The organism is Streptosporangium pseudovulgare (assembly GCF_014648055.1).
In the GTDB taxonomy this organism is placed as follows: domain Bacteria; phylum Actinomycetota; class Actinomycetes; order Streptosporangiales; family Streptosporangiaceae; genus Streptosporangium; species Streptosporangium pseudovulgare.
On sequence record NZ_BMQJ01000003.1, the window covers coordinates 414,561 to 439,067 of the forward strand.

General features: G+C 71.9%; 22 protein-coding genes. 16 read left to right on the top strand and 6 right to left on the bottom strand.

Annotated features, from left to right (window positions below; genetic code table 11):
* The first annotated feature begins 20 nt into the window (after positions 1–20).
* Entirely contained in the window at positions 21–908 is an 888-nt protein-coding gene (locus IEZ10_RS09160; RefSeq protein ID WP_189246038.1) for a VOC family protein, read from the top strand.
* Between the two features lie 137 nt (positions 909–1,045).
* Here the strand turns inward: IEZ10_RS09160 and IEZ10_RS09165 are convergent, their stop codons facing one another.
* Positions 1,046–1,693, bottom strand: coding sequence for a response regulator (locus IEZ10_RS09165; protein ID WP_189246039.1), 648 nt, complete (start codon positions 1,691–1,693; stop codon positions 1,046–1,048).
* Entirely contained in the window at positions 1,690–2,832 is a 1,143-nt protein-coding gene (locus IEZ10_RS09170; RefSeq protein ID WP_189246040.1) for a sensor histidine kinase, read from the bottom strand. Before IEZ10_RS09170 ends, IEZ10_RS09165 begins: the two co-directional genes overlap by 4 nt.
* 108 nt (positions 2,833–2,940) lie before the next feature.
* On the opposite strand from IEZ10_RS09170, the gene IEZ10_RS09175 reads away from it, so the two are divergent.
* A complete protein-coding gene (locus IEZ10_RS09175) occupies positions 2,941–4,089 on the top strand; it encodes an alpha/beta hydrolase family protein (RefSeq protein WP_189246041.1) in 1,149 nt (382 codons plus the stop codon).
* A gap of 105 nt (positions 4,090–4,194) precedes the next feature.
* Positions 4,195–4,617, top strand: coding sequence for an SgcJ/EcaC family oxidoreductase (locus IEZ10_RS09180; RefSeq protein WP_189246042.1), 423 nt, complete (start codon positions 4,195–4,197; stop codon positions 4,615–4,617).
* A 67-nt stretch (positions 4,618–4,684) separates the two neighbouring features.
* Here the strand turns inward: IEZ10_RS09180 and IEZ10_RS09185 are convergent, their stop codons facing one another.
* On the bottom strand, positions 4,685–5,617 hold the full coding sequence (locus tag IEZ10_RS09185) for an ABC transporter substrate-binding protein (protein WP_189246043.1): 933 nt from the start codon (positions 5,615–5,617) through the stop codon (positions 4,685–4,687).
* A 260-nt stretch (positions 5,618–5,877) separates the two neighbouring features.
* On the opposite strand from IEZ10_RS09185, the gene IEZ10_RS09190 reads away from it, so the two are divergent.
* The 7 genes from IEZ10_RS09190 to IEZ10_RS09220 all read left to right on the top strand — a co-directional run bounded on the left by IEZ10_RS09190 (position 5,878) and on the right by IEZ10_RS09220 (position 14,277).
* Positions 5,878–7,191 carry an ammonium transporter gene (locus tag IEZ10_RS09190; protein WP_189246044.1) on the top strand — a complete coding sequence of 438 codons (1,314 nt, stop codon included), beginning with the start codon at positions 5,878–5,880 and terminating at the stop codon, positions 7,189–7,191.
* A complete protein-coding gene (locus IEZ10_RS09195) occupies positions 7,188–7,526 on the top strand; it encodes a P-II family nitrogen regulator (protein ID WP_189246045.1) in 339 nt (112 codons plus the stop codon). Before IEZ10_RS09190 ends, IEZ10_RS09195 begins: the two co-directional genes overlap by 4 nt.
* A 3-nt stretch (positions 7,527–7,529) precedes the next feature.
* A complete protein-coding gene (locus tag IEZ10_RS09200) occupies positions 7,530–9,854 on the top strand; it encodes a [protein-PII] uridylyltransferase (RefSeq protein WP_189246046.1) in 2,325 nt (774 codons plus the stop codon).
* 130 nt (positions 9,855–9,984) lie between these two features.
* Positions 9,985–12,900, top strand: coding sequence for a sensor histidine kinase (locus tag IEZ10_RS09205; RefSeq protein WP_189246047.1), 2,916 nt, complete (start codon positions 9,985–9,987; stop codon positions 12,898–12,900).
* Positions 12,897–13,319, top strand: a complete 423-nt coding sequence (locus IEZ10_RS09210; RefSeq protein ID WP_179819113.1) for a roadblock/LC7 domain-containing protein — start codon at positions 12,897–12,899, stop codon at positions 13,317–13,319. The genes IEZ10_RS09205 and IEZ10_RS09210 overlap by 4 nt, the downstream gene beginning before the upstream one ends.
* A gap of 27 nt (positions 13,320–13,346) precedes the next feature.
* A complete protein-coding gene (locus IEZ10_RS09215) occupies positions 13,347–13,709 on the top strand; it encodes a DUF742 domain-containing protein (protein ID WP_179819112.1) in 363 nt (120 codons plus the stop codon).
* Between the two features lie 10 nt (positions 13,710–13,719).
* Positions 13,720–14,277 carry a GTP-binding protein gene (locus IEZ10_RS09220; RefSeq protein WP_189246151.1) on the top strand — a complete coding sequence of 186 codons (558 nt, stop codon included), beginning with the start codon at positions 13,720–13,722 and terminating at the stop codon, positions 14,275–14,277.
* A 115-nt stretch (positions 14,278–14,392) separates the two neighbouring features.
* Here IEZ10_RS09220 and IEZ10_RS09225 read toward each other — a convergent pair whose 3' ends face one another.
* Both IEZ10_RS09225 and IEZ10_RS09230 read right to left on the bottom strand, forming a co-directional pair.
* On the bottom strand, positions 14,393–15,346 hold the full coding sequence (locus IEZ10_RS09225) for an SIS domain-containing protein (protein ID WP_189246048.1): 954 nt from the start codon (positions 15,344–15,346) through the stop codon (positions 14,393–14,395).
* Between the two features lie 125 nt (positions 15,347–15,471).
* On the bottom strand, positions 15,472–16,389 hold the full coding sequence (locus IEZ10_RS09230; RefSeq protein WP_189246049.1) for an aminoglycoside phosphotransferase: 918 nt from the start codon (positions 16,387–16,389) through the stop codon (positions 15,472–15,474).
* Positions 16,390–16,771: 382 nt separating this feature from the next.
* Here IEZ10_RS09230 and IEZ10_RS09235 point away from each other — a divergent pair, with 382 nt between their 5' ends.
* Genes IEZ10_RS09235 through IEZ10_RS40260 form a run of 4 tightly spaced genes read left to right on the top strand, consistent with a single transcriptional unit; the run spans position 16,772 to position 20,943 of the window.
* Positions 16,772–17,902 (top strand): polyamine ABC transporter substrate-binding protein, encoded by a 1,131-nt coding sequence (locus IEZ10_RS09235; RefSeq protein WP_229811087.1) that lies wholly within the window; start codon positions 16,772–16,774, stop codon positions 17,900–17,902.
* Complete coding sequence (locus IEZ10_RS09240) at positions 17,899–18,780, top strand: ABC transporter permease (protein ID WP_189246051.1); 882 nt, start codon at positions 17,899–17,901, stop codon at positions 18,778–18,780. Before IEZ10_RS09235 ends, IEZ10_RS09240 begins: the two co-directional genes overlap by 4 nt.
* Entirely contained in the window at positions 18,773–19,546 is a 774-nt protein-coding gene (locus IEZ10_RS09245; RefSeq protein ID WP_189246052.1) for an ABC transporter permease, read from the top strand. Before IEZ10_RS09240 ends, IEZ10_RS09245 begins: the two co-directional genes overlap by 8 nt.
* Positions 19,546–20,943 carry a polyamine ABC transporter ATP-binding protein gene (locus IEZ10_RS40260; protein ID WP_308426254.1) on the top strand — a complete coding sequence of 466 codons (1,398 nt, stop codon included), beginning with the start codon at positions 19,546–19,548 and terminating at the stop codon, positions 20,941–20,943. Before IEZ10_RS09245 ends, IEZ10_RS40260 begins: the two co-directional genes overlap by 1 nt.
* Here IEZ10_RS40260 and IEZ10_RS09260 read toward each other — a convergent pair.
* Complete coding sequence (locus IEZ10_RS09260; RefSeq protein ID WP_189246053.1) at positions 20,937–21,545, bottom strand: TetR/AcrR family transcriptional regulator; 609 nt, start codon at positions 21,543–21,545, stop codon at positions 20,937–20,939. The genes IEZ10_RS40260 and IEZ10_RS09260 overlap by 7 nt on opposite strands.
* A 127-nt stretch (positions 21,546–21,672) precedes the next feature.
* Between IEZ10_RS09260 and IEZ10_RS09265 the strand changes: the two genes are divergently transcribed.
* Together IEZ10_RS09265 and IEZ10_RS09270 are read left to right on the top strand one after the other, a co-directional pair.
* Entirely contained in the window at positions 21,673–22,953 is a 1,281-nt protein-coding gene (locus tag IEZ10_RS09265; RefSeq protein WP_189246054.1) for a glycosyltransferase, read from the top strand.
* An 82-nt stretch (positions 22,954–23,035) separates the two neighbouring features.
* Positions 23,036–24,442: an aminobutyraldehyde dehydrogenase gene (locus IEZ10_RS09270; RefSeq protein WP_189246055.1), complete on the top strand. Its 1,407-nt coding sequence runs from the start codon at positions 23,036–23,038 to the stop codon at positions 24,440–24,442.
* Positions 24,443–24,507 lie beyond the last annotated feature (65 nt).

Consider the following 24,507-nt stretch of genomic DNA (forward strand, 5'->3'; position numbering starts at 1 on the left):
AACCGATCAAGGAAGATCACATGAACTCCCTGAGCCACACCGGTGACATCGACCACATCGACCACACGGTGCTCATCACCACCGACCTCACCGCGGCGTCCGCCCGCTATGAGGCCCTCGGCTTCACCCTCAGCCCTGTCTCTCCCCACCACCTGGCCGAACGGCCAGGCGGTCCGCTCCTGCCCACCTGCACCGCCAACCGGTGCGCCTACTTCGGGCGGTCGTTCATCGAACTGCTCGGCATCGTCGACCCCGCCGCCCCCGACCCCTGGGGCGTCCACCGCCTACGTCAGGCATACCGCGGCCTGCTGATGACCCTCGGCTCCCGCGACGTGCAGGCCACCGCCGAACGGCTGCGCGCCGCCGGTCTGGCCTCCACCGGAGTCCGCGCGCTGGAACGGGAGGTCGGCACTCCCGACGGCCCGCGGACCGTCCGCGCCGACAGCGTCCGCATCGACGCCCCCCACACTCCCGAGGGGGCGCTCCAGGCCACTCAGCACTTCACCCCGCAGTACGTCCACCAGCCTCGCTATCTCGACCACCCCAACGGCGCGGTCGGTCTGCACAGCGTGTCGCTGGTCGTGCCCGACGACGAGGTCGACGGGCACGAGGAGCGCTACGCCCGAATCCTGAACGCCGACGTGTGGATCGACGGCCCCAGGCGCGTGCTCCCGCTACGGCACGGCCGGGTGGAGATCATCCCGTGGTCCGCACTCGACGACCTCCTCCCCGGACACGCCGTGCCCGCCCTGCCCCTGCTGGCCGCCCACACCGTCGCCGTCCGTGACCTGGCGGTCGCACGCAAGCTCATCGACCACAACATGATCCCCACCCGAACCACCCCCGACGGCTTTTACGTCGCCGCCGAAGACGCCTGTGGTGTGCCGCTCGCCTTCACCCGGAACTGACGATCCTTCCACCTCGCTCAGGACCAGGCGGCGTCCATGGCCCGGCCCTGAGCACCGCCCGTCGCCGGGGTGGGCACCCGGCCGGACCCCTCCACCCGGGTGCGCCGAACGAGCTCCCCCGGATCGAGGACAGGCCGTCAGGCGAGGTCCGCGTCGTGCACGAGGATCGCCGCCTGCACCCGGTTGGCCAGGCCCAGTTTGGCGAGCACCCGGCTGACGTGCGCTTTCACCGTCGCCTCGGCCAGCCGGAGCTCCCGTCCGATCTCGGCGTTCGACAGACCACGGGCCAGTGCCCTGATCACGTCCTCCTCCCTGGCGGTCAGTGACGCGAGCCGATCGCGAGCGATCTCGGCGCGTGAGGGGGCCCGGTCGACGAAGGAGGCGATCAGCCGTTTGATGACGGTGGGAGACAGCATGGCCTGGCCCGACGCGACCGTGCGGACGGCGGCGGCCAGCTCCCGGGGCGGGGTGTCCTTGAGCAGGAACCCGACCGCGCCGAGCCGCAGCGCCTCGTGGACGTACTCGTCCAGGTCGAAGGTGGTGAGCATGATCACCTTGGGCGGGTCGGGCGCGGCCAGGACGCGCGCCGCGGCGGTCAGGCCGTCGGCGCCGGGCATGCGCACGTCCATCAGCACGACCTGGGGCCGGAGCCTGGCGGCGGCGGTGACCGCCTCGTCGCCGTCGCGGGCCTCGCCGACGACCGCCACGTCGCCCGCCGCCTCCAGGATCATCCGCAGCCCGGACCTGACCAGCGCCTCGTCGTCGGCGATCAGCACGCGGATCACGCGGCGGGGATCCTGACCAGGACCTGGAAGCCGTGCCCGCCCCGCGGACCGGTCTCCAGCCGGCCGCCGGCCAGCTCGACGCGTTCACGCAGGCCGACCAGCCCCAGACCGGAGCCGGGCAGGCCCCCGCGGTCCGTCTCGGCCGAAGGCCCGTTGCGCACGACGACCTCCAGCTCGGCGGGCAGGTAGCGGACGAACACGTCGGTCTCGGCGTCGCCCGCGTGCCGGTGCACGTTGGTCAGCGCCTCCTGGACCACGCGGTAGGCGGTGCGTTCCGCGGTGGGCCCGAGCGGGCGCGCCTCGCCCTCGTCGTGGCGGTTGACCGCGACGCCCAGAGCCCGGGTCTGGTCGAGCAGCCGGTCGAGGTCGGCCAGCGTGGGCTGCGGATCGCGTACGGGGGCCTGCGAGCGCAGCACGCCCAGCACCTCGCGCAGGTCGCCCAGCGCCTCCCTGCCGATGCCGCCGATCAGCGCCGCGGCCTCGGCGGTGCGGTCGTCGGGGGCGCCGACCTCCAGGGCGCCCGCGTGCAGGACCATCAGCGACACCCGGTGCGCGACCACGTCGTGCATCTCCCGCGCGATGCGGGCGCGTTCCTGGTCTCGTGCCTGCTCCGCGCGCAGCACCTGCTCGCGTCGCAGCTGCCGCGCCTGTTCGCGCACCGCGTCCAGCACCTGCCGCCTGGAGCGGACCCACAGCCCCACGACCAGGGGGAGTCCCAGCAGCGCCGCGCCGAGGAGGAGCACGTTGCCCGGGGTGCCCGCGACCACTGCCCGGTACCCGCCGCTCCACCGGGAGACGAGGCCGCCGAGCGCGTACACCGCGACGGCGACGGTCCCGTAGAGCCACAGGTGGCGGCGGTGCAGGCGCGTGCCCGCGTAGTAGGAGGCCGCGACGGCGGCGGGCCACATCACCAGCCAGACGTAGGCGACGGCGCCCACCGCGGCGAGCGGCCATGGCGAACGCCTGGCGTGGACCGCGGCCGCCCCGGAGGCGGCGGCGACGGCCGCGAGCACGGGGACGGGCAGTGTGGATCCGACCCCCATCGAGCCGGTCGCGGACGCCATGGAGAGGAGGAACACCGCCGCGCCGAGCGCCCACGGCGTGATCCGCTCGACGATCCCGGCGTCGCCGTACGTCATGATCCGAGGCTATCCGGCGATCCGGGCGGCGGCCCGCTACGAAAGTAGCGGGTGCCGGGCGACTTCCGCCGGGGACGGTACGGCAGGACCGCCCGGCAGGGTGGCGGCATGAGAAAGACGATCATCGCGAGCACGCTCGCCCTCTGCGCGTTCACCGGCGCCGGCACGGCACACGCCGCGTCGCTCACGCCCACGCCCACGCCGTCCAGGCCCACCCTGCCCGCGCCGACCCTGCCCGCGCCGACCGGCGGCCACGCCGTCGGGCGGTCGGTCGTCCACCTGGTCGACTCCGCCCGCCCCGACCCGTGGGTCGGCGGGAGGCCGCGCGAGCTGATGGTCTCGATCTGGTACCCGGCGCGCAAGGCCGTGGGGAAGCGGGCCCCGTACGTCACGCCCCGGGAGTCAGAACTGATCATCAAGAGCGTGCCGCAGCTGAAGGACGTGCCGCCGGAAACGCTCACCAGGACGAGGACGTACGCCCGCGTCGACGCGCCCCCGCTGAAGCGCAGGGGCGGGTGGCCGCTGGTGGTCATGTCGCCCGGCATGACGCTGCCCCGCGCCACGCTGACCTCGCTGGCCGAGGACTTCGCCAGCAGGGGCTACCTGGTGGCGGGCATCGAGCACACCTACGAGTCGGTCGCCACCACGTTCCCGGACGGCAGGACCGTCACGTTCGAGGCGGGCAGGGGCGGCCAGACCCCGGAACTGGGGGAGAAGGTCGCCCGGGTCCGGGCCGCCGACACGGCGTTCGTGCTGGACGCGCTGGAAGAGGACAGGCGCTGGAACCGGCTGGTCGACGAGACCAGGATCGCGATGGCAGGACACTCGGCCGGCGGGCAGAGCGCCGCGCATCTCCTGCAGGGGAACCGGCGGATCAGGGCCGCGGTCAACCTGGACGGCTCCTACAACCCGAAGACACCGGCCGAGCCCGTCCGCAAGCCCTTCATGATGATCGGCAATCCGCGGCAGGAACCGGCCACCGGTGATGAGAAGGGGTCCTGGGACCTGTTCTGGCCGCACGTGACCGGTGACTGGAAGCGCCGGCTGACCGTCACCGGCGCCGAGCACATGAGCTTCGTCGACTACGCGGTGCTCCAGCCGCAGCTGGGACTGCCGGCCGCCCCCATCGACGGCGAGCGTTCCATAGCGATCACCCGCGCGTACGTCGGCGCCTTCCTCGACCTGCACCTGAAGGGCGAGCGCCGGCCGTTGCTGGACGGCCCGTCGGACGATTATCCCGAGGTGAGGTTCTGGTAGCCGCGGAACCGCTCTCCCTGTTGACCTCAAGGTAGATCGAGGTTGTTGCATGGGTGGCGACGATCCCGTCATCGGGCGGGATCCGGCGATGAGAGAGGTATGGCCATGACCGATGACGTTCTCGTGGTGGGAGAGATCTCGCGGGAGACCCGGGCGGCGGTGACCGGTGTGGTCAAGGCGCTGGAGGAGGCGTTCAACACCAAGGACCCGATCGCGCTGAGCGAGCAGTTCGCCGAGCGGACGTCCTGGTCCAACGCCATGGGCACGCGCCTGGACGGCCGCGAGGCGATCGTCGAGTTCAGCGTTCCGGCGATGAAGGGTTTCCTGGGTGAGTCCTACGCGCGGTACGACGTCGTCAAGCTGCTGGAGATCGCCCCGGAGGTGATCGCGGTGAACGTGGCGCAGACGCCCACGGACCGTGCGGGCGAACCCGTCGAGGGCGCCCGGGGTGCGACGCTCTACGTGATCTCCAGGCAGCCGGACGGCTGGAAGATCGTGGCCGGCCAGAACACCGCCGTCCCCGCCTGACCCGCTCCGCATCTCACCGGTTCGCGGGGCCGTTCGCCTGCGGCGCCCGGCCCCGCGCCGTACGGGATCAGGACTTGGCGTACTTCTCCAGGTCGTCGAGGATCTTCCCGGCCGCGGTGACCCCGATCCCCGTCATCCAGGTCTCGTCGTCCACGTCGTGCGCCCGGCCGCCCTTGACCACCGGCAGGTTCTTCCAGAGCGGGCCCGCGGTGACGGCGGCCTGGTCCTGGGCGGCCTGGTCGCCGTAGGCGGTGTAGAAGAGGACGTCACCGTCGGCCTGGGGGAGGTTCTCCTGGCTCAGCTCGCCGAAGCGCCGGTCCGCCGCGCCGTTCAGCTGCTGGGGCTCGGGACGGCCGAAGCCCGCGTCGCCGACCACGATGCCGCTGAACGACTCGGGACCGTACATCCGGATCTTGCCGGGCATGAAGCGGATGATGCTCACCTTGACCGTCTCGGAGCCGCCCAGCGAGCGCGCCCGCGACTGGTAGTCGGCGAGGAGCTTCTCGGCCTGCGTCTTCTTGCCCAGGGCCTCGGCGTCGAGGAGGAAGTTCTCCTTCCAGGTGGTCCCGACCTTCTCCGTGAACACGGTCGGCGCGATCCGGTTGAGCTTGTCGTAGAACTGCTCCTGGCGGAACTTCGAGCCGAGGATCAGGTCCGGCTTGAGCGCGGCGATGGCCTCCAGGTTGGGAGCCTGGAGGGTGCCGACCGGCTTGGTGGCGTCCAGAGCCGAGCCGAGATACTTCGGCCACGCCTGGTTCTGGGACGCCTGGGCCGCGCCGACCGGGGAGAGGCCGAGGGAGACCATGCTGTCCAGCTTGTCGGTGTCGAGCACGACGACCCGCTTGGGCGTCTCGGGCACCTTCGTCTCGCCCATCGCGTGCTTGACCGTCCGGGTGGGGCCCTCGGCGGTCTGATCCCCGCCGCCGGAGGCGCCGCAGGCGGCGAGGGCGACGGTCGAGAGCAGAACCGCGGCGGCGGCTCTGACCAGGCGGAAGGTCATGGGTTCCCCTTGATTCATAAGGTTAGGCAAGCCTAAATATAGATGCGGTCATCGGCAGGCCAAGAACCCGCCTGCCCGAAACGCGACCGAAACACCGCGCGCCCGGGTTTCACAGGCCCGAAACACCCGTGCACGAGGTCTGAAACGGTGCGCCACCAGGCTGTGGGCCAACGTCAGTGCGCGGCCGGTCGACGAAGCCCAGAAGCGTTCACTGCGACCTGAGACGGCCATACGCCATGTGTAAGGGAGGGTCGCGTCGAATGAAGATCGATAGCGGCACCACTGCCTGGATGCTCACAGCCGCCGCCCTGGTGCTGCTGATGACTCCGGGCCTCGCGTTCTTCTACGGGGGCATGACCAGGGCCAAGAGCGTCCTCAACATGATGATGATGTCATGGGTCAGCATCGTCGTCGCGACGATCGCCTGGGTCCTCTACGGCCACTCGCTGGCCTTCGACGAGGCCGGTTCCGGCGCCGTCAACATGATCATCGGCGGTCTCGACAACCTCGGGCTGTCCGGCCTGGCGGACACCGCCACCAAGGACGACGGCACCGGCATGCCGAGCCTCGTCTTCTCCATGTTCCAGATGACCTTCGCGATCATCACGGTGGCCCTGATCAGCGGTGGGCTCGCCGACCGCGTCAAATTCGGAGCCTGGGTCGTCTTCGCGGCCGTCTGGGTGAGCATCGTCTACTTCCCCGTGGCCCACTGGGTGTGGGGCGGCGGCTGGCTGAGCAACCTCGGCATCGAGGACTTCGCCGGTGGCACGGTCGTCCACATCAACGCCGGAGCCGCGGCCCTGGCGGTGGTGCTCGTGATCGGCAAGCGGGTCGGCTGGGGCAGGGATCCGATGCGGCCGCACAACCTCACGCTCGTCCTGCTCGGCGCCGGACTGCTGTGGTTCGGCTGGTTCGGCTTCAACGCCGGCTCCGAGCTCGCCGTGGACGGCACCACCGGCCTGGCGTTCATCAACACCCAGATCGCCACCGCGGCCGCCGCCGGCGCCTGGATCGTGGCCGAGAAGCTCCGCGACGGCCACTCCACCAGCCTGGGCATCGCCTCCGGCGCCGTCGCGGGTCTGGTCGCCATCACCCCGGCCTGCGGGTTCGTCGATCCCTGGGCGGCGTTCGTCATCGGCGCGATCGCCGGCGCGGCCTGCGCCTACGCGGTCGGCCTGAAGTACAGGCTCGGCTACGACGACTCCCTGGACGTGGTCGGCGTGCACCTGGTCGGCGGTGTCATCGGCGCCGTGGCGCTCGGGTTCGTCGCGGCCTACCCGTTCGCCGACGGCCAGGAGAAGGGCGTCCTCCTGGGCGGACCGATCTCCCAGCTCGGTGTCCAGGTGCTGGGCCCGGTCGCGGTCGGCCTGTACTCCTTCGCCGTCTCGTGGATCCTCGCCAAGGTCATCGACAGGACGATGGGCTTCCGCGTCACGCAGGAGCAGGAGGTCGCGGGCGTCGACATCACCACCCACGCCGAGACCGGATACGACCTCGGCACCATCCACTCCTCCGGCGTGGCCTCCCCCAACGGCGCGGCCACCGCCCCGGTGTCCAAGAAGGTGGACGCATGAGACTCATCACCGCGGTGATCAAGCCCTTCAAGCTCGACGACGTGAAGGCCGCCCTCGAACAGTTCGGCATCAAGGGCATGACGGTCAGCGAGGCCAGCGGGTACGGCCGGCAGCGCGGCCACACCGAGGTCTACCGGGGCGCCGAGTACCAGGTGGACCTGGTGCCCAAGGTCCGCCTGGAGGTGCTCGCCGAGGAGGACGACGCCGAGGACGTCATCGACGTGATCGTCAAGGCCGCGCAGACCGGGAAGATCGGCGACGGCAAGGTCTGGTCGGTCCCGGTGGACGCCGTGGTGCGGGTGCGCACCGGCGAGCGCGGCCCCGAGGCGCTCTGACCCGTGAGGGGTGACGCCCGCTCCTACGCCGCGGTCCGCAGGGACCGGGCGGCGGACATCGACCGCTGGCTCGCGGACCTGCTCCGGTCGGCCTGCGGCACGCCGCCCGGAGCCCTCGAAGGCGTCGCGCGCGGCGCCCGGCGCGACCCCCCGCGAGGGGCCCCGCGCGGGGCGCCGGGCGGTGGAGTCCCCGAGGGCGTCGCGCTGGTCGCGGTGGGCAGCCTGGGCCGCGGCGAACTCGCCCCGGGCAGCGACCTGGACCTGGTCCTGCTGCACGACGGCCGGCGGGACGTCGCGAGGGTCGCCGACCGTCTCTGGTACCCGATCTGGGACGCGGGAGTGGGCCTGGACCACTCGGTGCGCACGGTGGAGGAGGCCGCCGCCGTCGCCCGGGACGACCTCAAGGCCGCGCTGGGCCTCATCCAGGCCCGGCACGTGGCCGGCGACCCGGAGCTGACCCGGGCGGCGCGCGAGACCGTGCTCGCCGGCTGGCGGGCCGACGCCCGGCGGCGGCTGGGCGAGCTGCGGGAGGCCGCCGAGGGGCGGGCCGCGGCGTGCGGGGAGCTGGCGTTCCTCCTGGAACCCGATCTGAGGGACGCCCGCGGTGGTCTCCGCGACGTGCAGGCGATGCAGGCCGTGGCCGCCGCCTGGGTGGCCCCGGCGCCGGGGCCCCGGTCCCGCGAGGCGTACGAGCTGCTGCTCGACGTGCGGCACGCCCTGCACCTGGTCACCGCCCGCGGGGCCGACCGGCTGGTGCTCCAGGAACAGGACGCGGTGGCCGGGGCGCTGGGCCTGCTCGACGCCGAGGCGCTGATGCGCCGGCTGGCCGAGGCGGGCCGGACGGTGGCGCACGCCTTCGACGCCACCTGGCGCGCCGCCGACCGGCTGCTCGGCGGTCCCGCCCCGCGGGGCCGCCGCCCGCTGGCCGACGGCGTCGTCGAGCACGGCGGCGAGGTGGCGCTCGCCCGGGGGGCGAACCCCCGCACCGACCCCGTGCTCGTGCTCCGCGCCGCCGCCGCGGCGGCGCAGGCGGGGCTGCCGATGGCCCCCGCCGCGGTCACCTCGCTGGCGGCCCAGTCGCCGCCGATGCCGGTCCCGTGGCCGGCCGCGGCGCGCGACGCGCTGGTGGCGCTGCTCGGCGCGGGCCGCGCGGCGGTCCCGGTCTGGGAGGAGCTGGACCAGGCGGGGGTGCTGGTCCGGCTCCTGCCGGACTGGGAGCGGGTACGGCACCGCCCGCAGCGCAACCCGGTGCACCGCTACACCGTGGACCGGCACCTCATCGAGACCGCGGCCGCGGCGGCCGCGCACACCCGGGACGTCTCCCGTCCCGACCTGCTGCTCATCGCCGCCCTCCTGCACGACGTCGGCAAGGGCTGGCCGGGAGACCACTCCGTCACCGGCGCGGTGGTGGCCCGCGACATCGGGACCCGCATCGGCCTGCCGCCCGCCGACGTCGCCGTCCTGGAGCGGGTGGTCCGTCACCACCTGCTGCTGCCGGAGACCGCGACCCGCCGTGACCTGGACGACCCGGTGACGATCTCCCGGGTGGCCGAGGCGGTCGGCTCGCGGGAGGTCCTGGATCTGCTGGCCGCGCTCGCCGTGGCCGACGGCGCCGCCACCGGCCCGGCCGCCTGGAACGCCTGGAAGGCGTCGCTGGTGGCCGACCTCGTGCGCCGGACGCGCTCGGTGCTGTCCGGCGCGCAGCCGCCCCCGGCGCCCACGCTGTCGGCGGATCGGGCGTCCCTGGCCCGGCACGGCGGCTGCGCCGTGCGGGTCGGCGGGGGAGCGGTCACCGTGGTGGCTCCGGCCGTCCGCCACAGTGCCGGGCTGCTGTGGCGGGCGGCCGGGGTGCTCGCCGCCCACCGGATGGTGGTGCGCGCCGCCTCCGCGGCCTCGGCGGGCGGCACGGCCGTCATCGAGTTCTCGGTCGTCCCCGAGTACGGCTCGCCGCCCGACCCGGCGACCCTGGAGGCCGATCTGCGGCTGGTGCTGGCGGGGCGGCTCGACATCGAGGAGCGTCTGGCCAGGAGGGCGAGATCGATGCGGCCGTCCCGGATTCCGGTGGCTCCGCCCCGGGTCGCGCTGCTGGACGACGCGTCCGCCACCGCCACGGTGATCGAAGTGCGCGCCCACGATCGCCCAGGGTTATTGTGGCGAATCGGCAGGGCTTTCGGAGACTGTGGTCTTGACGTACGCGCCGCGCGTGTGGAGACTCTCGGCGCGGAGGCGGTGGACGTCTTCTACGTCGTCGACAGGGCCGGACGCCCACTGACCGACGCGGTTCAGCGAGCACAGGTGCGGGACCAGGTGCTCGCCGCGCTGCGGTAACCGTAGCCCGATCGTTTTTTGTCACCTTCGTAACGATTAAGCCCGGTTTGTCGGCTATGCCGGTTGCGTCCCGTGACCTTGTGGTCTCATTGTGACCACGTACGTCGGTGAGGTGAGAGGTGTCGAGAGCGTGACGACGGCGACAACCGACAGCGGCCGTCCTTCGGCGCGCGACCGCGACAAGCGGGCCGGCGGGAGGTTCAGCCTGCGCAACTGGCGCGTGCGGTCACGCCTTACGGCCCTGATCCTGGTGCCCACCGTGGTGGGCGTCCTGCTCGCCGGAACCCGGGTGTACGCCTCCGTCGAGAGCGTGGCCGGTTACCAGCGGGCGGCCTCGGCCGCCGAGTACGGCAACCGGATCCGCGACCTCGCGCAGGCCCTCGGCCTGGAGCGCGACCGGCTCGCCTGGTCCTCGTTCCAGCCCGGCAACAAGGGGCTGAAGTCGAGCGCCGAGGCGCAGATGGAGGCCGTGGACGGCAAGGTCGCGAAGGTCCTGGCCGACCTGGGCGACATCGACGACTCCTACGGCCGGCGGGCCGCCGACGCAGCCAGGGACGTGCGCTACCAGCTGTCCGGGCTGAAGGAGTTGCGCGGGCTCGCCGGAACGATGCGGGTGGAACGGTACAGCACCATGGTCGCCCCGCTGCTGCAGCTCCACGAGGAGCTCACGGCGGTCAGCGACGACCCCGAGATCGTGGGCAACACCCGCGCGCTCAGCGCGCTGGCCTACGCCAAGGAGGAGATCTCCAGGCAGCGCGCCCGGCTGCTGTCCGGTTACTACGCGCCCTGGATGGTCAACGCCCAGGAGCTGGAGAAGTTCATCGCCTCCCGCTCGCGCATGCAGGAGTACGAGGCCGACTTCGCCGTCGAGGCCACCCCGGCCAACGCCCAGCTCCTGTCCAACGCCCTGATCGACGAGCGGGTGCACCGGGCCGAGCTGACCAAGGCCAGGGCGATCGTGCTGGCCAGCGACCCGCGCCACCAGGGCCGGCTGCTGACCGACTTCGACGACGTCAAACAGTGGTTCTCCGACAACGCCGCGGTCATCGACAAGATCGCCAAGGTCGAGTCCAAGGTCGCCGGGGACGTGGTCACCCGCGCCCGCGACCTGGAGGACACCGAGCAGCGCAACGCGATCATCACCTCCGCGCTCATCCTGCTCCTGCTGGCGCTGATCATCGGTCTCACCGTCCTCATCGCCCGGTCGATGGTCCAGCCGCTGCGCCGCCTGCGGGCCGAGGCCCTGGACGTCGCCGGGCACCGGCTGCCCGAGGTGGTGCGCAACCTGCGGGTCTCCGGCGACAGCCAGGCCCCCGAGGTGGAGCCCATCCCCGTCGACTCCAAGGACGAGATCGGAGAGGTCGCCAAGGCATTCGACGAGGTCCACCGCCAGGCCGTACGGCTGGCCGCGGAGGAGTCGGAGCTGCGCTCCAACATCAGCGCGATGTTCGTCAACCTGTCGCGCCGCACGCAGACCCTGGTGGAGCGGCAGATCTCGCTGATCGACGGCCTGGAGAAGGGCGAGGAGGACGGCGGACGCCTGGGCGACCTGTTCAAGCTCGACCACCTGGCCACCCGCATGCGCCGCAACTCCGAGAACCTCCTGGTCCTCGCGGGGCACGAGCCGGCCCGCCGGCGCAGCCAGCCGGCCAAGCTCGTCGACGTCGTGCGCGCCTCCCTGTCGGAGGTCGAGGACTACGAACGGGTGCAGGTCAAGGTGCACCGGACGATCTCGGTGGCCGGGATCGCCGTCAACGACATCGTCCACCTGGTCGCCGAGCTGGTGGAGAACGCCATCCAGTTCTCCCCCCGGGCCAGTCAGGTCGTGGTCTCCAGCAGCATGGTCGAGGGCGGCGCCGCGCTGCTCGCGGTCAGCGACGCGGGCATCGGCATGACCACCGAGGAACTGGTCGAGACCAACCGCCGCCTGGCCGACCCGCCGGTGGTGGACGTCTCGGTGTCGCGGCGGATGGGCCTGTTCGTGGTCGGCCGGCTGGCCCTGCGGCACGGCATCCGCGTCCAGCTCCGGCCGCAGGACGGCGGCGGCCTGATCGCCATGGTGCTCTTCCCGCCGGAGCTCATCGTCCAGCAGGTCCAGCCCACCCAGACCCCCTCGTGGGGCGGCGAGTCGCGGGCCGGGCGACACTCCTCGTTCGACCAGTCCTCCTTCGGCCAGCCGCCGGTCTCCCAGCCGCCGGCCTCGCAGCCGCCGTTCGGGCAGTCGCCGGTCTCCCAGCCGTCGTTCGGCCAGTCGTCGTTCGGGCAGTCCTCCCTCGACCGTCCGCCGTCCGGGCGGCCCGCCCCGCCGCGGAACCCGGCGGCGACCGGCGAGTACCCGCTGCCGCGGCGGCGGCCCCAGGCCGCCGCCCAGGCGCAGGCGGACGACGCGTCCTGGGGACAGGCGTCCTCCTGGGAACAGCCGAACCCCTCCTTCGACCAGCCGAACCCCTCGTGGGACCAGCCGCCCCCCTCCTGGGGGCAGGCGTCCTACGAGGAGCCGGTGAACACCCCGATGCCGGTCGTGGAGGTCTCCCCGCTCGAACCCGAGCAGGAGGAGTACCTGCCGATCTTCGCCTCCGTCGAGTCCGCCTGGTTCCGCAGGCCGGACGCCCCGGAGCCGCACCCGGCCGCCGGGGCCTCCCCGGCCGGCCGGCCCGCGCCGTACGACCCCCTGGCCGCGGGGCCCACGCCCCCGGCCGGGATGCCCGCCGCCGAACCGATCGCCGCCGAACCGGTCGCCGAGCCGGTCGCCGCCGGTGGGAGCTGGCACAGCCCCGCCGACGCCGGGTGGCAGGCGGCCAGGGCAGCGAGCGAGCCGGCTCTCGGCGGGACGACCGCGGCCGGCCTGCCCAAGCGGACGCCCAAGGCCAACCTGGTGCCGGGTGCCGCGACGAGCACGCCCGCACCGGCCGCTCCGATGGCACCGATCTCGGCCGAGCGGGTCCGCAGCCGTCTGTCGAGCTTCCAGCAGGGGATCCGGCGCGGTCGCGCCGAACTGTACGAGGACACCGCCGGAAAAGCGGCGGATAAGGAGGAGGGCTCGTGACGACCCTGAGCCATGAGGCACGCAGGTTCGACTGGCTGATCACCGAGTTCGTCCGCGGCACCCCCGGCGTCGCGCACGCGGTGTGCGTCTCGGCCGACGGACTGCGGCTCGCCAGCTCCGAGGGGTTCCCCGATGACCGCGCCGACCAGCTCTCCGCCGTGGCGGCCGGGCTGCTCAGCCTCACCGTGGGCGCGTCCCGCGTCTTCGACGGCGGATCCGTCACCCAGACGGTGGTCGAGATGGAGCGCGGCCTGCTGCTGGTCATGGCGATCAGCGACGGCTCCTGCCTGGCGGTGCTGGCCGCCGCCGAGTGCGACATGGGCCTGGTGGCCTACCAGATGACCCTGCTCGTCGACCGGGCCGGCCAGGTGCTCACCCCCGCCCTGCGGGCCGAGCTGCAGTCCACCCGGGGGCGTTGATGAACGCGCGCGTCACGGGAGAGGGCCGTGATCGGTAACGACGGGACCGGGGACGAGGAGCCCCTGTTCCGTCCGTACGCGATGACCGGCGGCCGCGCCGAGCCCCGTTACCACTTGGCGCTGGAGACGCTGGTCTCGTCCTCGTTCGTCACGGACGAGGAACTCGCCCTGCTCACTCCCGAGCAGGACGCCATCATGAGGCTGTGCCGGTCCTTCCGGTCGGTCGCCGAGATCTCCGCCCTGCTGCGGGTCCCCCTGGGCGTGGCCCGGGTGCTCGTCGCGGACATGGCGGACGAGGGCCTCGTCCGCCTGCACCAGCCGCAGCTGGAGAAGGGGCAGCCGGATCTCGACATGCTCGAAAGGGTGCTCAGTGGACTTCGCAGGCTCTAACCCCGGCGGCCTGACCTCGACGAAGATCGTCGTCGCCGGCGGGTTCGGCGTCGGGAAGACCACGTTCGTGGGGTCGGTCTCGGAGATCCTCCCGCTGACCACCGAGGCGGTGATGACCGACGCGAGCGCCGGCATCGACGATCTGGGGCTGACCCCCAACAAGACGACCACCACGGTGGCGATGGACTTCGGCCGGGTCTCGCTGGACCAGGATCTGATCCTGTACCTGTTCGGTACGCCGGGTCAGCACCGGTTCTGGTTCATGTGGGACGACCTCGTCAAGGGCGCCATCGGCGCGGTGGTGCTGGTCGACACCCGCAGGCTGGCCGACGGGTTCCCCGCGATCGACTACTTCGAGGAGGCAGGGCTGCCCTTCGTCGTGGCGATCAACGGCTGGGACGGGCGGTTCCCCCACTCCCAGGAGCAGGTGCGCGAGGCGCTGGCGCTGGCGCCGTACGTCCCGGTGGTGACCATCGACGCGCGCTCGCGCGACTCCGTCAAGCGCACGCTCATCACGCTGGTCGAGCACGTCCTGCGGGTCCGCGCGGGCCACGGCATGTCGGCCTGACCGGCTCCCGCGGCCGGAGCCGGACGCGTCGCACGGCGCGGGCCGCCCGTACGGACCGGGCGGCCGGCGCCCCGCCGGCCCGCGGGTGCGTCCCGCGGGCCCGCGCGGGCGGTCCTCAGCCGATCCACCACCGGGCGGCGACCAGCTCGGCCACCAGCGTCTCGGTGAGCAGGGCGACGCCGGGGTCGTCGTCGTGGCGGTAGCGGACGGCGTCCCGGGCGCCGGGCAGCTCGCCTCCGACGGTGAGCACGGTGGAGCCCCGCTGCCGGATCCAGTCCATGGCCTGCTCGTCGTAGGCGGAGCCGGGGAACAGGATCGCCCGGTAGTCGAGGGTCTTGGTCAGGTAGACGTCCACGTGGGCCCAGTCGCCCGTCTCGCAGGCGTCGGCCGCCCGGCGCGGGCCCTCGCGGAACATCAGCGCCGACTGCTCGGCGGACGACAGCCGCTCGGCGGGGGCGATCGTGTAGACCCCGTGCGGGCCGTCGAGCAGCTCCGCGGCCCGCTCCAGCCACTCCCCGCGCCGCTCCAGCAGGTCGGCGGCGGCCTCGGCGGCGCGGCGCAGCAGGGCCGGCACGTCCGGGCCCGAGCCGGTCAGGCGACCGTGCAGGGCCGTCAGCAGCGCGATCGTGTGCTGGAAGGTACGGCAGGACACCCCGCCGCGCTCCTCGCCGGCGACCATCGGGACCGTCAGGTCGGCGCCCTCGGTGACGGGCGAGCCGTCCCGGTTGGTCATCGCCAGGACGAACGACCGGCCCCGGTGGCGGGCGACCGCGTCGAGGGTCTCCCGGCTGCCGCCGGTCGCGGAGATCGCCACGACGAGCGTGCCGGGGTCCGGCGGGTAGGAGACGGCGGCGGAGGCGTACTCGGCGACCGCGTCGATCCCCGCCGCCCGCAGGCGAGCCGCGGCGACCCCGGCGGCGTAGCGGGAGCTGCCCATGCCGAGGAAGAGGACCCGCCGTACGGCGGGCGGCAGGGCGCCGAACGGGTCGCCCGTCTCCAGGGCGTCCGCCAGCCCGGTCAGCGCGGCGGGCTTGGCCTCCAGGTCGGCGAGGTACAGCTCGGGGTTCACGTTCTCTTCTCTCCTTCGCCGGGGGATTCCCGGGTTTCACCGGAACTTCTCGTGGGTGCGCGGGCCCGCCACGGCGGTCCCGCGCGGGCACACCGTGGCGGGCCCGGGGATGAGGGGACGGCGGCTCAGCCGTACCAGGACCGCAGGACCCCCATCGGCGCGTAGCGCCAGCGCGGCAGGTGACGGGCGGAGTAGATGAGCTCCCGGCACTCCTGCTCGATCTCGAAGGGCCGCAGCAGGGAGTCGTCCAGCAGCTCCGGCCGGCCGTGCTCGGCCAGGCGGGCGCGGTAGGCCGCCTCCAGCGCGGTGCGGGCGGCGGCAGCCCAGGCGCCGGCCGCGGCCGGGTCGGCGCCGCGGCGTCTGATCGCCACCTGGGCGACGTGGTCGACGCTGGTGGTCAGCTGGGCGAGGTCGCGGGCGGCGGGCTGGAAGGGATCGGCGCCGGTGACCGTGGGGTTGCCGTCGAAGTCGATCACCGCGTAGCCGTCGCGCCAGCGCAGGATCTGGCCCACGTGCAGGTCGCCGTGGATGCGGATCAGCGGGGTGGGGCCCGCGCCGGTCAGCGGGGCGAGCCCGGCGCGCAGCGCGCCGGAGTGGGCGGTGAGCCAGTCGCCGTCCTCGCCGCCGGTCAGCGTGAGCGCCTCCTCCAGCGCCGCCAGCGCCCGGGCGGACGGCTCTGGACTGGTCGGGGCGTGCCGTACCGGGCTGGGGATGACGGTCGAGGAGGTGGCGAGGGCCGCGTGCAGGTCGGCCGCCAGCGTCCCGAGTTCGGCGGCGAAGGCCGTTTCACCGCGCACGGCCTCGTCCACGCACCACTCCCAGCCGTCCGAGGCGTCGGGGAGGTAGGCGGTGACCAGGGCGAGGAGCACCTCACCCGCGCCTTCGCCGCCGTCGCCGCCCTCGCGCCGCGTCACCGCCGCGTACGGCGTGGCGGTGGCGGTGAAACCGACCTCGGTCAGGTGGGCGAACATCTCCGGAGCCGGTTGGGGAAGCGGGGCGGGGGGAGTGAGCCACTTCACAACCACGCTCTCGTCGATGATCACCGAGTGATTCGTCTGATCGACGTCGAAGCCCCGTTCGGCCGGGGGACACCCTCCGGAAACGGCCTCCACTTGAATAAGCGTTGAAAAGCTCTGGACATGCGTGCCGGGAAGCGGCCGGAAGTGCTTCACGGCGAACGGCGAAGGGATTTCCCTGGTCAGAGCCTTAATGAGTTCGCTACTGCGCCCATCTCCGGCGCGTGGCGGGGTCCCGAGCCGAGCCCAGATTGAACGTGGATTTAACAAACTGATCAAACTTCCCTGGGACGCTGTCGGGCAAAGTCTTGCTCAAGATATTCTTGCCTGCAACACTCCTGCTTTGGTCTGCCGTGTCCGTTACGGCCGGGCTACCCCACTTAACCTGAATTCCGAAGGAGTAGCGGCCGTGTTCCGTGCTCGGTCCCCTCGTTCCCTTCCCGCCGCCGCGCTGGTCACCGGCCTGGCCCTCGCCGTCTCCGCCTGCGGCGGAGGCTCCGGAGAGACCAGCGCCGCGGACTCCGGCGCCACCGCCGCGGCCGCGCAGCTCGACCCGAACGCCGACCTGACGAAACAGAGCGTCACCGTCACCGTGTGGGAGGGCTACACGCCCAAGGAGCTTCCCGAGAAGGTCAAGGAGAAGCTCAAGTTCGACCTCAAGGTGACGCTGCACGACACCAACGAGATCGCCATGGCCAAGCTGACCTCGGGCGCCGACAGCGGCATCGACGTGGCGTTCGTCTCCGGCCAGTACGCCCAGGCGCTCAACGAGGCCGGGCTGCTGGAGCCGCTCCACCCCGAGCTCATCCCCAACCTCGCCAACCTCTACCCCGAGGCCAAGGAACTGGCCTACGACAAGGGCAACGTCTTCTCCGTCCCCTACACCTGGGGCACCACCGGCATCTGCTACCGCACCGACCTGGTGAAGACGCCGCCGGCGAGCTGGAACGACATCCTCAACCCGCCCGCCGACGCCGACAAGAAGGTCACGATGATGACCACCGAGCGCTGGCTGGCCCTACCCGCCATCAAGGCGCTCGGCTACTCGGTCAACACCCGCAGCGACGAGGAGATGGCCAAGGTCAAGGAGAAGCTGCTGGCGGCCAAGCCCCACCTGCTCGGCTACGACGACACCACCTTCGGCGACAAGCTCAAGTCGGGCGAGGCCGTGATGGTCGAGGCGTGGGACGGCTGGTGCCCCACCACCGAGAAGAACATCAAGTTCGTGGTCCCCAAGGAGGGCAGCGACCTCTGGGTGGACACCATGGTGATCCTGAAGTCCTCCAAGAACAAGGAGGCCGCCCACGCGCTGATCAACTACATCCTCAGCCCGGAGATCCACGGCTGGGCCGCGGAGAACATCCTGTACAAGGTGCCCAACAAGGCCGCCATGGATCAGGTGGACGCCAAGCTCAAGGCCGACAACACCCCGCTGCAGATGACCCCCGCCCAGCTCCTGCAGGGTGAGTCGATCATCGACCTGGGTGAGGACTCGACCAAGTTCAGCCGCCTCCAGACCGAGGTCAAGGCAGCGAAGTGACATCTTCCACCGTCTCCGGCGCGACCGCGGGCTCGCGGTCGCACCGGTCGCGTGTGATCGGACGACTGGCCTTCCTCGGCCCCGGCCTCGCCTACCTGATCGTCTTCCTGCTGATCCCGTTGGGGATGGTGCTCAGCTACACGCTGTTCCGCCGGGGACGCTTCGGCGGTGTCGTCTACGAGGCGACCGGGGAGAACTTCACCCGCCTGCTCGACCCGCTCTACCTCGACGTGGTCATCGGCTCCCTGAAGCTGGCCGGGCTCGCCACGCTGATCGCCCTGCTCGTCGGCTACCCCACGGCCTACCTGATCGCACAGCTGCCGCGGAAGTGGAAGACGATCGCGCTGGTGGCGATCGTGCTGCCCTTCTGGACCAACTTCCTGGTCCGCATCTACGCCTGGATCGTTCTACTGAGCGGCCCCGGCCTGGTCAACTCCGCGCTGGTGAAGCTCGGCCTGGTCGACAAGCCGCTGGAGCTGCTGTACAACGAGGGCACCATCGTCACCGGTCTGGTCTACTCCTACCTGCCGCTCATGGTGCTCCCGCTGTACGCCGCGATCGAGAAGCTCGACCCGCAGCTGCGCGAGGCGTCGGCCAACCTCGGCGCCCGGCCGGCCCGCACGTTCATGTCGGTGACGCTGCCGCTGACCCTTCCGGGCATCGTCACCGGCTGCCTGTTCGTCTTCGTGCCGAGCTTCGGCAACTTCGTCATCCCCGAGCTGCTCGGCGGCGGACGCTCGATCATGGTCGGCAACCTGATCCGCGACCAGTTCCTCAACGCGCGCGACTGGCCGTTCGGCGCCACGCTGTCGCTGGCGCTGCTCGCCGTACTGATCGTCCTGCTGCTGCTGCAGGCCTGGAGTTCCCGCCGTGCGTAGACCGCGCCTGCTGTACGTGCCCTTCTGGGTGACCTACGTCTTCCTCTACACGCCGATCGTGGTGCTCGTCGCCATGTCGTTCAACGCCGGGAAGTCGCCCTACGTCTTCGCCGGGTTCAGCCTGAAGTGGTACGGCGAGCTCGCCGGCGACGCGACCATCCGCGAGGGCCTGGTCAACACGCTCATCGTGGCCACCGGGTCCACGGTGCTGTCCACCGTCCTCGGCACCCTGCTCGCGGTGGGCCTGGCCCGCCACGCCAGGTCGCGGGTGCTGGACGCGCTGGGCGTGCTGCCGGCCGTACTGCCCGACCTCGTGCTGGGCATCGGCCTGCTGGTGTTCTACGCCGCGGTCAAGATGACGCTCGGGCTGCACTCGGTGCTGCTGGCCCACACCGTGTTCGGCATGGCGTTCGTCACCGCGGTGGTCCGCACCCGGCTCACCCACGCCGACGCCTCCCTGGAGGAGGCGTCCCGGGACCTCGGCGCCACGCCGATGGCCACGTTCTTCCGCGTCACGCTGCCGCAGCTCGCGCCCGGTGTGGCCGCGGGCGCGCTGCTGGCGTTCACGCTGTCCATCGACGAGTTCGTCATCGCGTACTTCACCGCGGCGCCGACCACGCCGACCCTGCCCATCGTCATCTACTCAATGGTCCGCTTCGGGGTCACCCCGGAGATCAACGCGCTGGCGACCCTGCTGCTGGCGGTGAGCTTCACCGTGGTGATCGTGGCCCAGCGGATGACCCGACTGACGGAGTCTCTGTCGTAATGCTGCAGATCACAGGTGTCAGCCGCCGGTTCGGCGAGGTCACGGCGCTGTCGGAGGTCTCCTTGGAGATCCGGCCGGGCGAGTTCTTCGCGCTGCTCGGCCCCAGCGGCTGCGGCAAGACCACGCTGCTGCGGATCCTCGCCGGGTTCGAGAGCCCCGACTCCGGCGCCGTCACCCTCGACGGCGCCGACCTGCTCTCGCTGCCCGCGCACCGCCGCCCGATCAACCTCATGTTCCAGTCGTACGCGCTGTTCCCGCACATGACCGTGGCGAAGAACGTCGCCTACGGCCTGGAGCGGGAGCGGCTGCCCCGGGCCGAGATCCGCGAGCGCGTCGAGGAGGTCCTCGCGAAGGTCGGCCTGGCCGCGATGGCCGGGCGCCGGCCGCAGCAGCTCTCCGGCGGCCAGCGGCAGCGGGTCGCGCTGGCCCGCGCGATCGTGAAGCGGCCCCGGCTGCTGCTGCTCGACGAGCCGCTGTCCGCGCTGGACAAGAAGGTCCGCGCGGAGATGCAGCTGGAGCTGAAGCGGCTCCAGCACGAGGTCGGCATCACCTTCGTCGTGGTCACCCACGACCAGGAGGAGGCCATGTCGCTGGCCGACCGGATCGCGGTCTTCAGCGCGGGCCGGGTCGAGCAGGTGGACGAGCCGGTGGCGCTGTACGAGCGGCCCCGCACGCCGTTCGTCGCCGGTTTCGTGGGGGCCAGCAACCTCTTCGAGGGCGCGGCCCACGACGGCGGCCTGGACGGTGGCGAGCTCGGCGTCCTGCCGGGCACGGGTGACCTGCCCGAGGGGACTCCCGCACTGCTGTCCGTACGGCCGGAGCGGATCCGGCTGGAGGACTTCGGCGTGCCCGACGGGGAGCCCTCGGAGGAGCCCGCCGCGGAGACCCCGGAGGAGCCCGCGGAGGAGTCCCCGGAGAAGCCGGTGGAGTCCGCCGAGTCCCCGGAGCCGGCGGAGGAGTCTCCGAAGGAGCCGACGGCGGAGTCCGCGGAGTCCGCGGAACCTGTAGAGGACGCGGTCCCGGAGGAGTCGGCGGAGTCCGCGGAGAAGTCCCTGGAGGAGCCCGCTGCGGAGTCCCCGGAGAAGTCTCCGGAGGAGCCGGTGGAGTCCGCGGAACCCGCGGAGGACGCGGATCCGGAGGAGTCGGCGGAGTCCCCGGAGGAGCCTGCGGAATCCGCGGAGGACACGGATCCGGAGGAGCCGGCGGAGGGCCGGGGAGTGCTGCGGGGGAAGGTGGCCGACGTCAGCTTCTACGGCGGCGTCTCGCACATCTCCGTCGTCGTGCCGGGGCGCCCGGCGCCGGTCCTGGTCGCCACCCAGGGGGCCACCAGGGTCCGGACAGGATCGGCGGTGGCCCTCCACTGGGCGGCGGACGACGGGGTGCTGGTGCCTCAATGAGACGTCTTGAGCGGGTTGTTCGTCGCGGTCCGGGCGTAGGCCAGGATGAGCTCCGCCGCCTCCTCCGGGCCGATCACCGGGTGGCGGGCCGTTATGCGGTAACCGTACGCGTCCTCCAGCGCGACCAGGTTGCGCGCGATGACCAGGGAGTCGTCGGCGAGCGTGAAGGTCCCCAGGGCGGCCCCGGTCTCCAGGACGCTCTGGTACAGCGAGACCTGGCGGTCGTAGAGCGTGGTGAGCAGCAGGGCGTACATCCGGTTGCGCGGCGCCGCCCCGCCCAGCTCGTTGAGGAGCCGCACGTCGGGGTCGTCCGGCCCGTGCGGCAGGCCGGAGCGGATGGTGACGACGAGCTTCTCGACGGGGTCGCGCATGCCGGCGATCCGCTTCAGCCGCTGCTCGTAGAAGCGCTCCATCCCCGCGTGGTGGGCGTCGACCAGCAGGTCCCCGAGCTGGGGGTAGTGGTAGAGCACCGCCCCGGAGGTCAGCCCGGCCTCCTCGGCGACGTGGTTGAGGTGGACTCCGTCGGTGCCGTGCCGGATTATCGCCCGGTGCGCGGCCGCTATGAGATCGAGCCGCCGATCCGCCCGGTTCTTGCGCGTCATGATACCCCGCTCGTTGAAAAGAAAGCTGTGAGCCCGGGGTCCATGGTGACCCCTTTCCGGCGATTTAGCCAGACACAGAATTGAATCACTCTTCAAAGCCCCGAACACCACAACATACGGAGGCGTGATGTCGCTCACGATCCTGTTCATGCCGGAGAGCGCTTACGGGCCGACGAACAACTGCATCGGCATCGGTGACATTCTCCGCAAGCGCGGTCACCGGGTCGTTTTCGCAGCTGAGGCGTCCTGGAAGGGCAAATTGGAAGCGCTCGGATTCGAGGAGGACCTGGTCGACCTCGCGCCGCCGGCCGAAGAGGAGCAGGACGCCGGGCAGTTCTGGAAGGATTTCATCCGCGACACCGCGCCGGAATACCGCAAGACGACCGCCGAACAGCTGGAGACGGTGACCAAGCCGATCTGGGAAGCCCTGATCGACGGCGTGAAGTACTGCGAGCCGCGGCTGAGGGAGATTATCGAGCGGGTCAGGCCGGATGTGATCGTCGAGGACAATGTGATCACTTTCCCGGCGCTGCTGACCGCGGGTAAGCCGTTCGTCCGTATCGTCTCGTGCAACCCGCTTGAGGTCCGCGGCGAGAACATCCCGCCGGTCTTCTCCGGCCTGCCCTCCGGCGACCGCTCGGAGTGGGACGCCTTCCGCGCCGAGTACGACCGCACCCACCGGGAGCTGTGGAGCGCCTTCAACGAGTGGTGCGTCGAGCAGGGCACCGAGCCGCTGCCCGACCTGGACTTCATCCACGAGGGCGCCCTGAACCTCTACGTCTACCCGGAGATCGCCGACTACGCCGACGCCCGGCCGCTGGACGAGCGCTGGCACCGCCTGGACTCCTCGGTCCGCGAGACCGACGCCGAGTTCGAGCTGCCCGAGTCGCTGGCCTCCCGGGACGGCGCGCTGGTCTACTTCTCGCTGGGCTCGCTCGGCTCGGCCGACGTCGAGCTGATGCAGCGCGTCATCGACGTGCTGGCCACCACCCCGCACCGCTTCATCGTCTCCAAGGGCCCGCTGCACGAGGAGATCAAGCTCGCCGACAACATGTGGGGCGCCGAGACCGTCCCGCAGACCACGATCCTGCCGATGGTGGACCTGGTCATCACCCACGGCGGCAACAACACCACCACCGAGGCGCTGCACTTCGGCAAGCCGATGATCCTGCTGCCCCTGTTCTGGGACCAGTACGACAACGCGCAGCGCGTCCACGAGCTCGGCTACGGCGTGCGGCTCGGCACCTACACCTTCACCGACGAGGAGCTGACCGGCGCGCTGGAGCGGCTGCTCGGCGACACCGCGCTCCGCGAGCGCCTGGCCGCGGCCGGCGAGGAGATCCGCCGCCGCGACGGCCTGCGCAGGGCCGCCGACCTGATCGAGCGGGCCGGAGCCTCCGGAGCCTGACGTCCGCCCCGCCGGCCCCTCCGCCGTGAGGGGCCGGGCGGGACGGCCAGGAAACCCCGCACACCACCACGAGGAAACGACCATGGGCAAGTTGATCAATCCGGCGACCGGCGAACTTCTTAGGGAGGTCGCCGACACCCCCGTCACGGAGGTGGCCGCCGCCGTACGGCGGGCGCGGGCAGCGTTCGCGGAGTGGAGCGAGGCCACCCCGGCGGAGCGGGCGAAGGTGCTGCTGCGCCTGGCCGATCTCGTCGAGGCCGACGCCGAGGAGCTCACCCGGCTGGAGGTCGCCGAGACCGGCAAGCCCGCCGCGGTGTTCCGCGACGGCGAGCTGCCGTTCGCGGCCGACAACCTCCGCTTCTTCGCCGGTGCGGCCCGCTCGCTGGACGGCACCGGGGCGGGGGTGTTCAGCTCCGGCTACACCTCCGTACTGGTCCGCCGCCCGGTCGGCGTGGTCGCCTCGATCTCCCCGTGGAACTTCCCTCTCGTGATGGCGGTGTGGAAGATCGGCCCGGCCCTGGCCGCGGGCAACGGCGTGGTGATCAAGCCCGCGCCGCAGACGCCGGGCACCACGCTGCGGCTGGCCGAGCTGTTCGCCCGGGCCGGGGCGCCCGAGGGGCTGCTCCAGGTCGTCCTCGGCGACGCCGAGGTGGGTGAGGCGCTGGTCGGCGACCCGGGCGTGGACATGGTGAGCGTCACCGGCTCCACCGAGACCGGCCGGGCCGTCATGCGCGGGGCGGCCGGCTCGCTCAAGCGGGTCCACCTGGAGCTCGGCGGCAAGGCCCCGGCGCTGGTCTTCGGCGACGCGGACCTGGCCGAGATGGCGCGCGGGGTGGCCATGGGCGCCACCTACAACAGCGGGCAGGACTGCACGGCCGCGACCCGCGTCTACGTCTCCCGCGAGGTGTACGGCGAGGCCGTCGAGGCGCTCCGCGCGACGCTCGCGCAGGTCAGGGTGGGCGACCCCTGGGACGACGCCACCGACATCGGCCCGCTGGTCTCCGCCGGGCACCGGGCCCGGGTGCACGGGTTCGTCGAGCGGGCGGCGGCCGAGGGCGCCTCGGTGCTCTGCGGCGGCGCTCCCCTCGACGGCCCCGGCTCCTACTACCCGCCGACGCTGATCGCCGGCGCCCGCCAGGACAGCGAGATCGTGCGGGGCGAGCTTTTCGGTCCGGTTCTGGTGGCGCTGCCCTTCGACGGCGAGGACGAGGCGGTCCGCCTGGCCAACGACACCCCCTACGGCCTGGCGTCTTCGGTCTGGTCGCGGGACGTCGCGCGGGCGCTGCGCGTGTCGCACCGGCTCGACGTGGGCGTGACGTGGATCAACGACCACCTGCCGATCGCCTCGGAGGCGCCGCACGGCGGGGTCAAGCAGAGCGGCTTCGGCAAGGACATGAGCCAAGAGGCCGTCCAGGAGTATTCGGTCACGCGGCACCTTATGATCAAGCACCAGGACCCCGAGGCCAGGGCCTCTTTCCGGCCCGCATGACAGCCTGGTGTTTTGTCCTTTTTATGGCGATTTCGCAGCATTTACGCCATTCGAAGTGAAATAAA

What these genes read in the sequence shown, in the direction of transcription:
- IEZ10_RS09160 (WP_189246038.1), top strand. Translation starts at nt 21, where the DNA reads ATGAACTCCCTGAGCCACACCGGTGACATCGACCACATCGACCACACG.
- IEZ10_RS09170 (WP_189246040.1), bottom strand. Translation starts at nt 2,832, where the DNA reads ATGACGTACGGCGACGCCGGGATCGTCGAGCGGATCACGCCGTGGGCG.
- IEZ10_RS09175 (WP_189246041.1), top strand. Translation starts at nt 2,941, where the DNA reads ATGAGAAAGACGATCATCGCGAGCACGCTCGCCCTCTGCGCGTTCACC.
- IEZ10_RS09180 (WP_189246042.1), top strand. Translation starts at nt 4,195, where the DNA reads ATGACCGATGACGTTCTCGTGGTGGGAGAGATCTCGCGGGAGACCCGG.
- IEZ10_RS09185 (WP_189246043.1), bottom strand. Translation starts at nt 5,617, where the DNA reads ATGACCTTCCGCCTGGTCAGAGCCGCCGCCGCGGTTCTGCTCTCGACC.
- IEZ10_RS09190 (WP_189246044.1), top strand. Translation starts at nt 5,878, where the DNA reads ATGAAGATCGATAGCGGCACCACTGCCTGGATGCTCACAGCCGCCGCC.
- IEZ10_RS09195 (WP_189246045.1), top strand. Translation starts at nt 7,188, where the DNA reads ATGAGACTCATCACCGCGGTGATCAAGCCCTTCAAGCTCGACGACGTG.
- IEZ10_RS40260 (WP_308426254.1), top strand. Translation starts at nt 19,546, where the DNA reads ATGCTGCAGATCACAGGTGTCAGCCGCCGGTTCGGCGAGGTCACGGCG.
- IEZ10_RS09260 (WP_189246053.1), bottom strand. Translation starts at nt 21,545, where the DNA reads ATGACGCGCAAGAACCGGGCGGATCGGCGGCTCGATCTCATAGCGGCC.
- IEZ10_RS09265 (WP_189246054.1), top strand. Translation starts at nt 21,673, where the DNA reads ATGTCGCTCACGATCCTGTTCATGCCGGAGAGCGCTTACGGGCCGACG.
- IEZ10_RS09270 (WP_189246055.1), top strand. Translation starts at nt 23,036, where the DNA reads ATGGGCAAGTTGATCAATCCGGCGACCGGCGAACTTCTTAGGGAGGTC.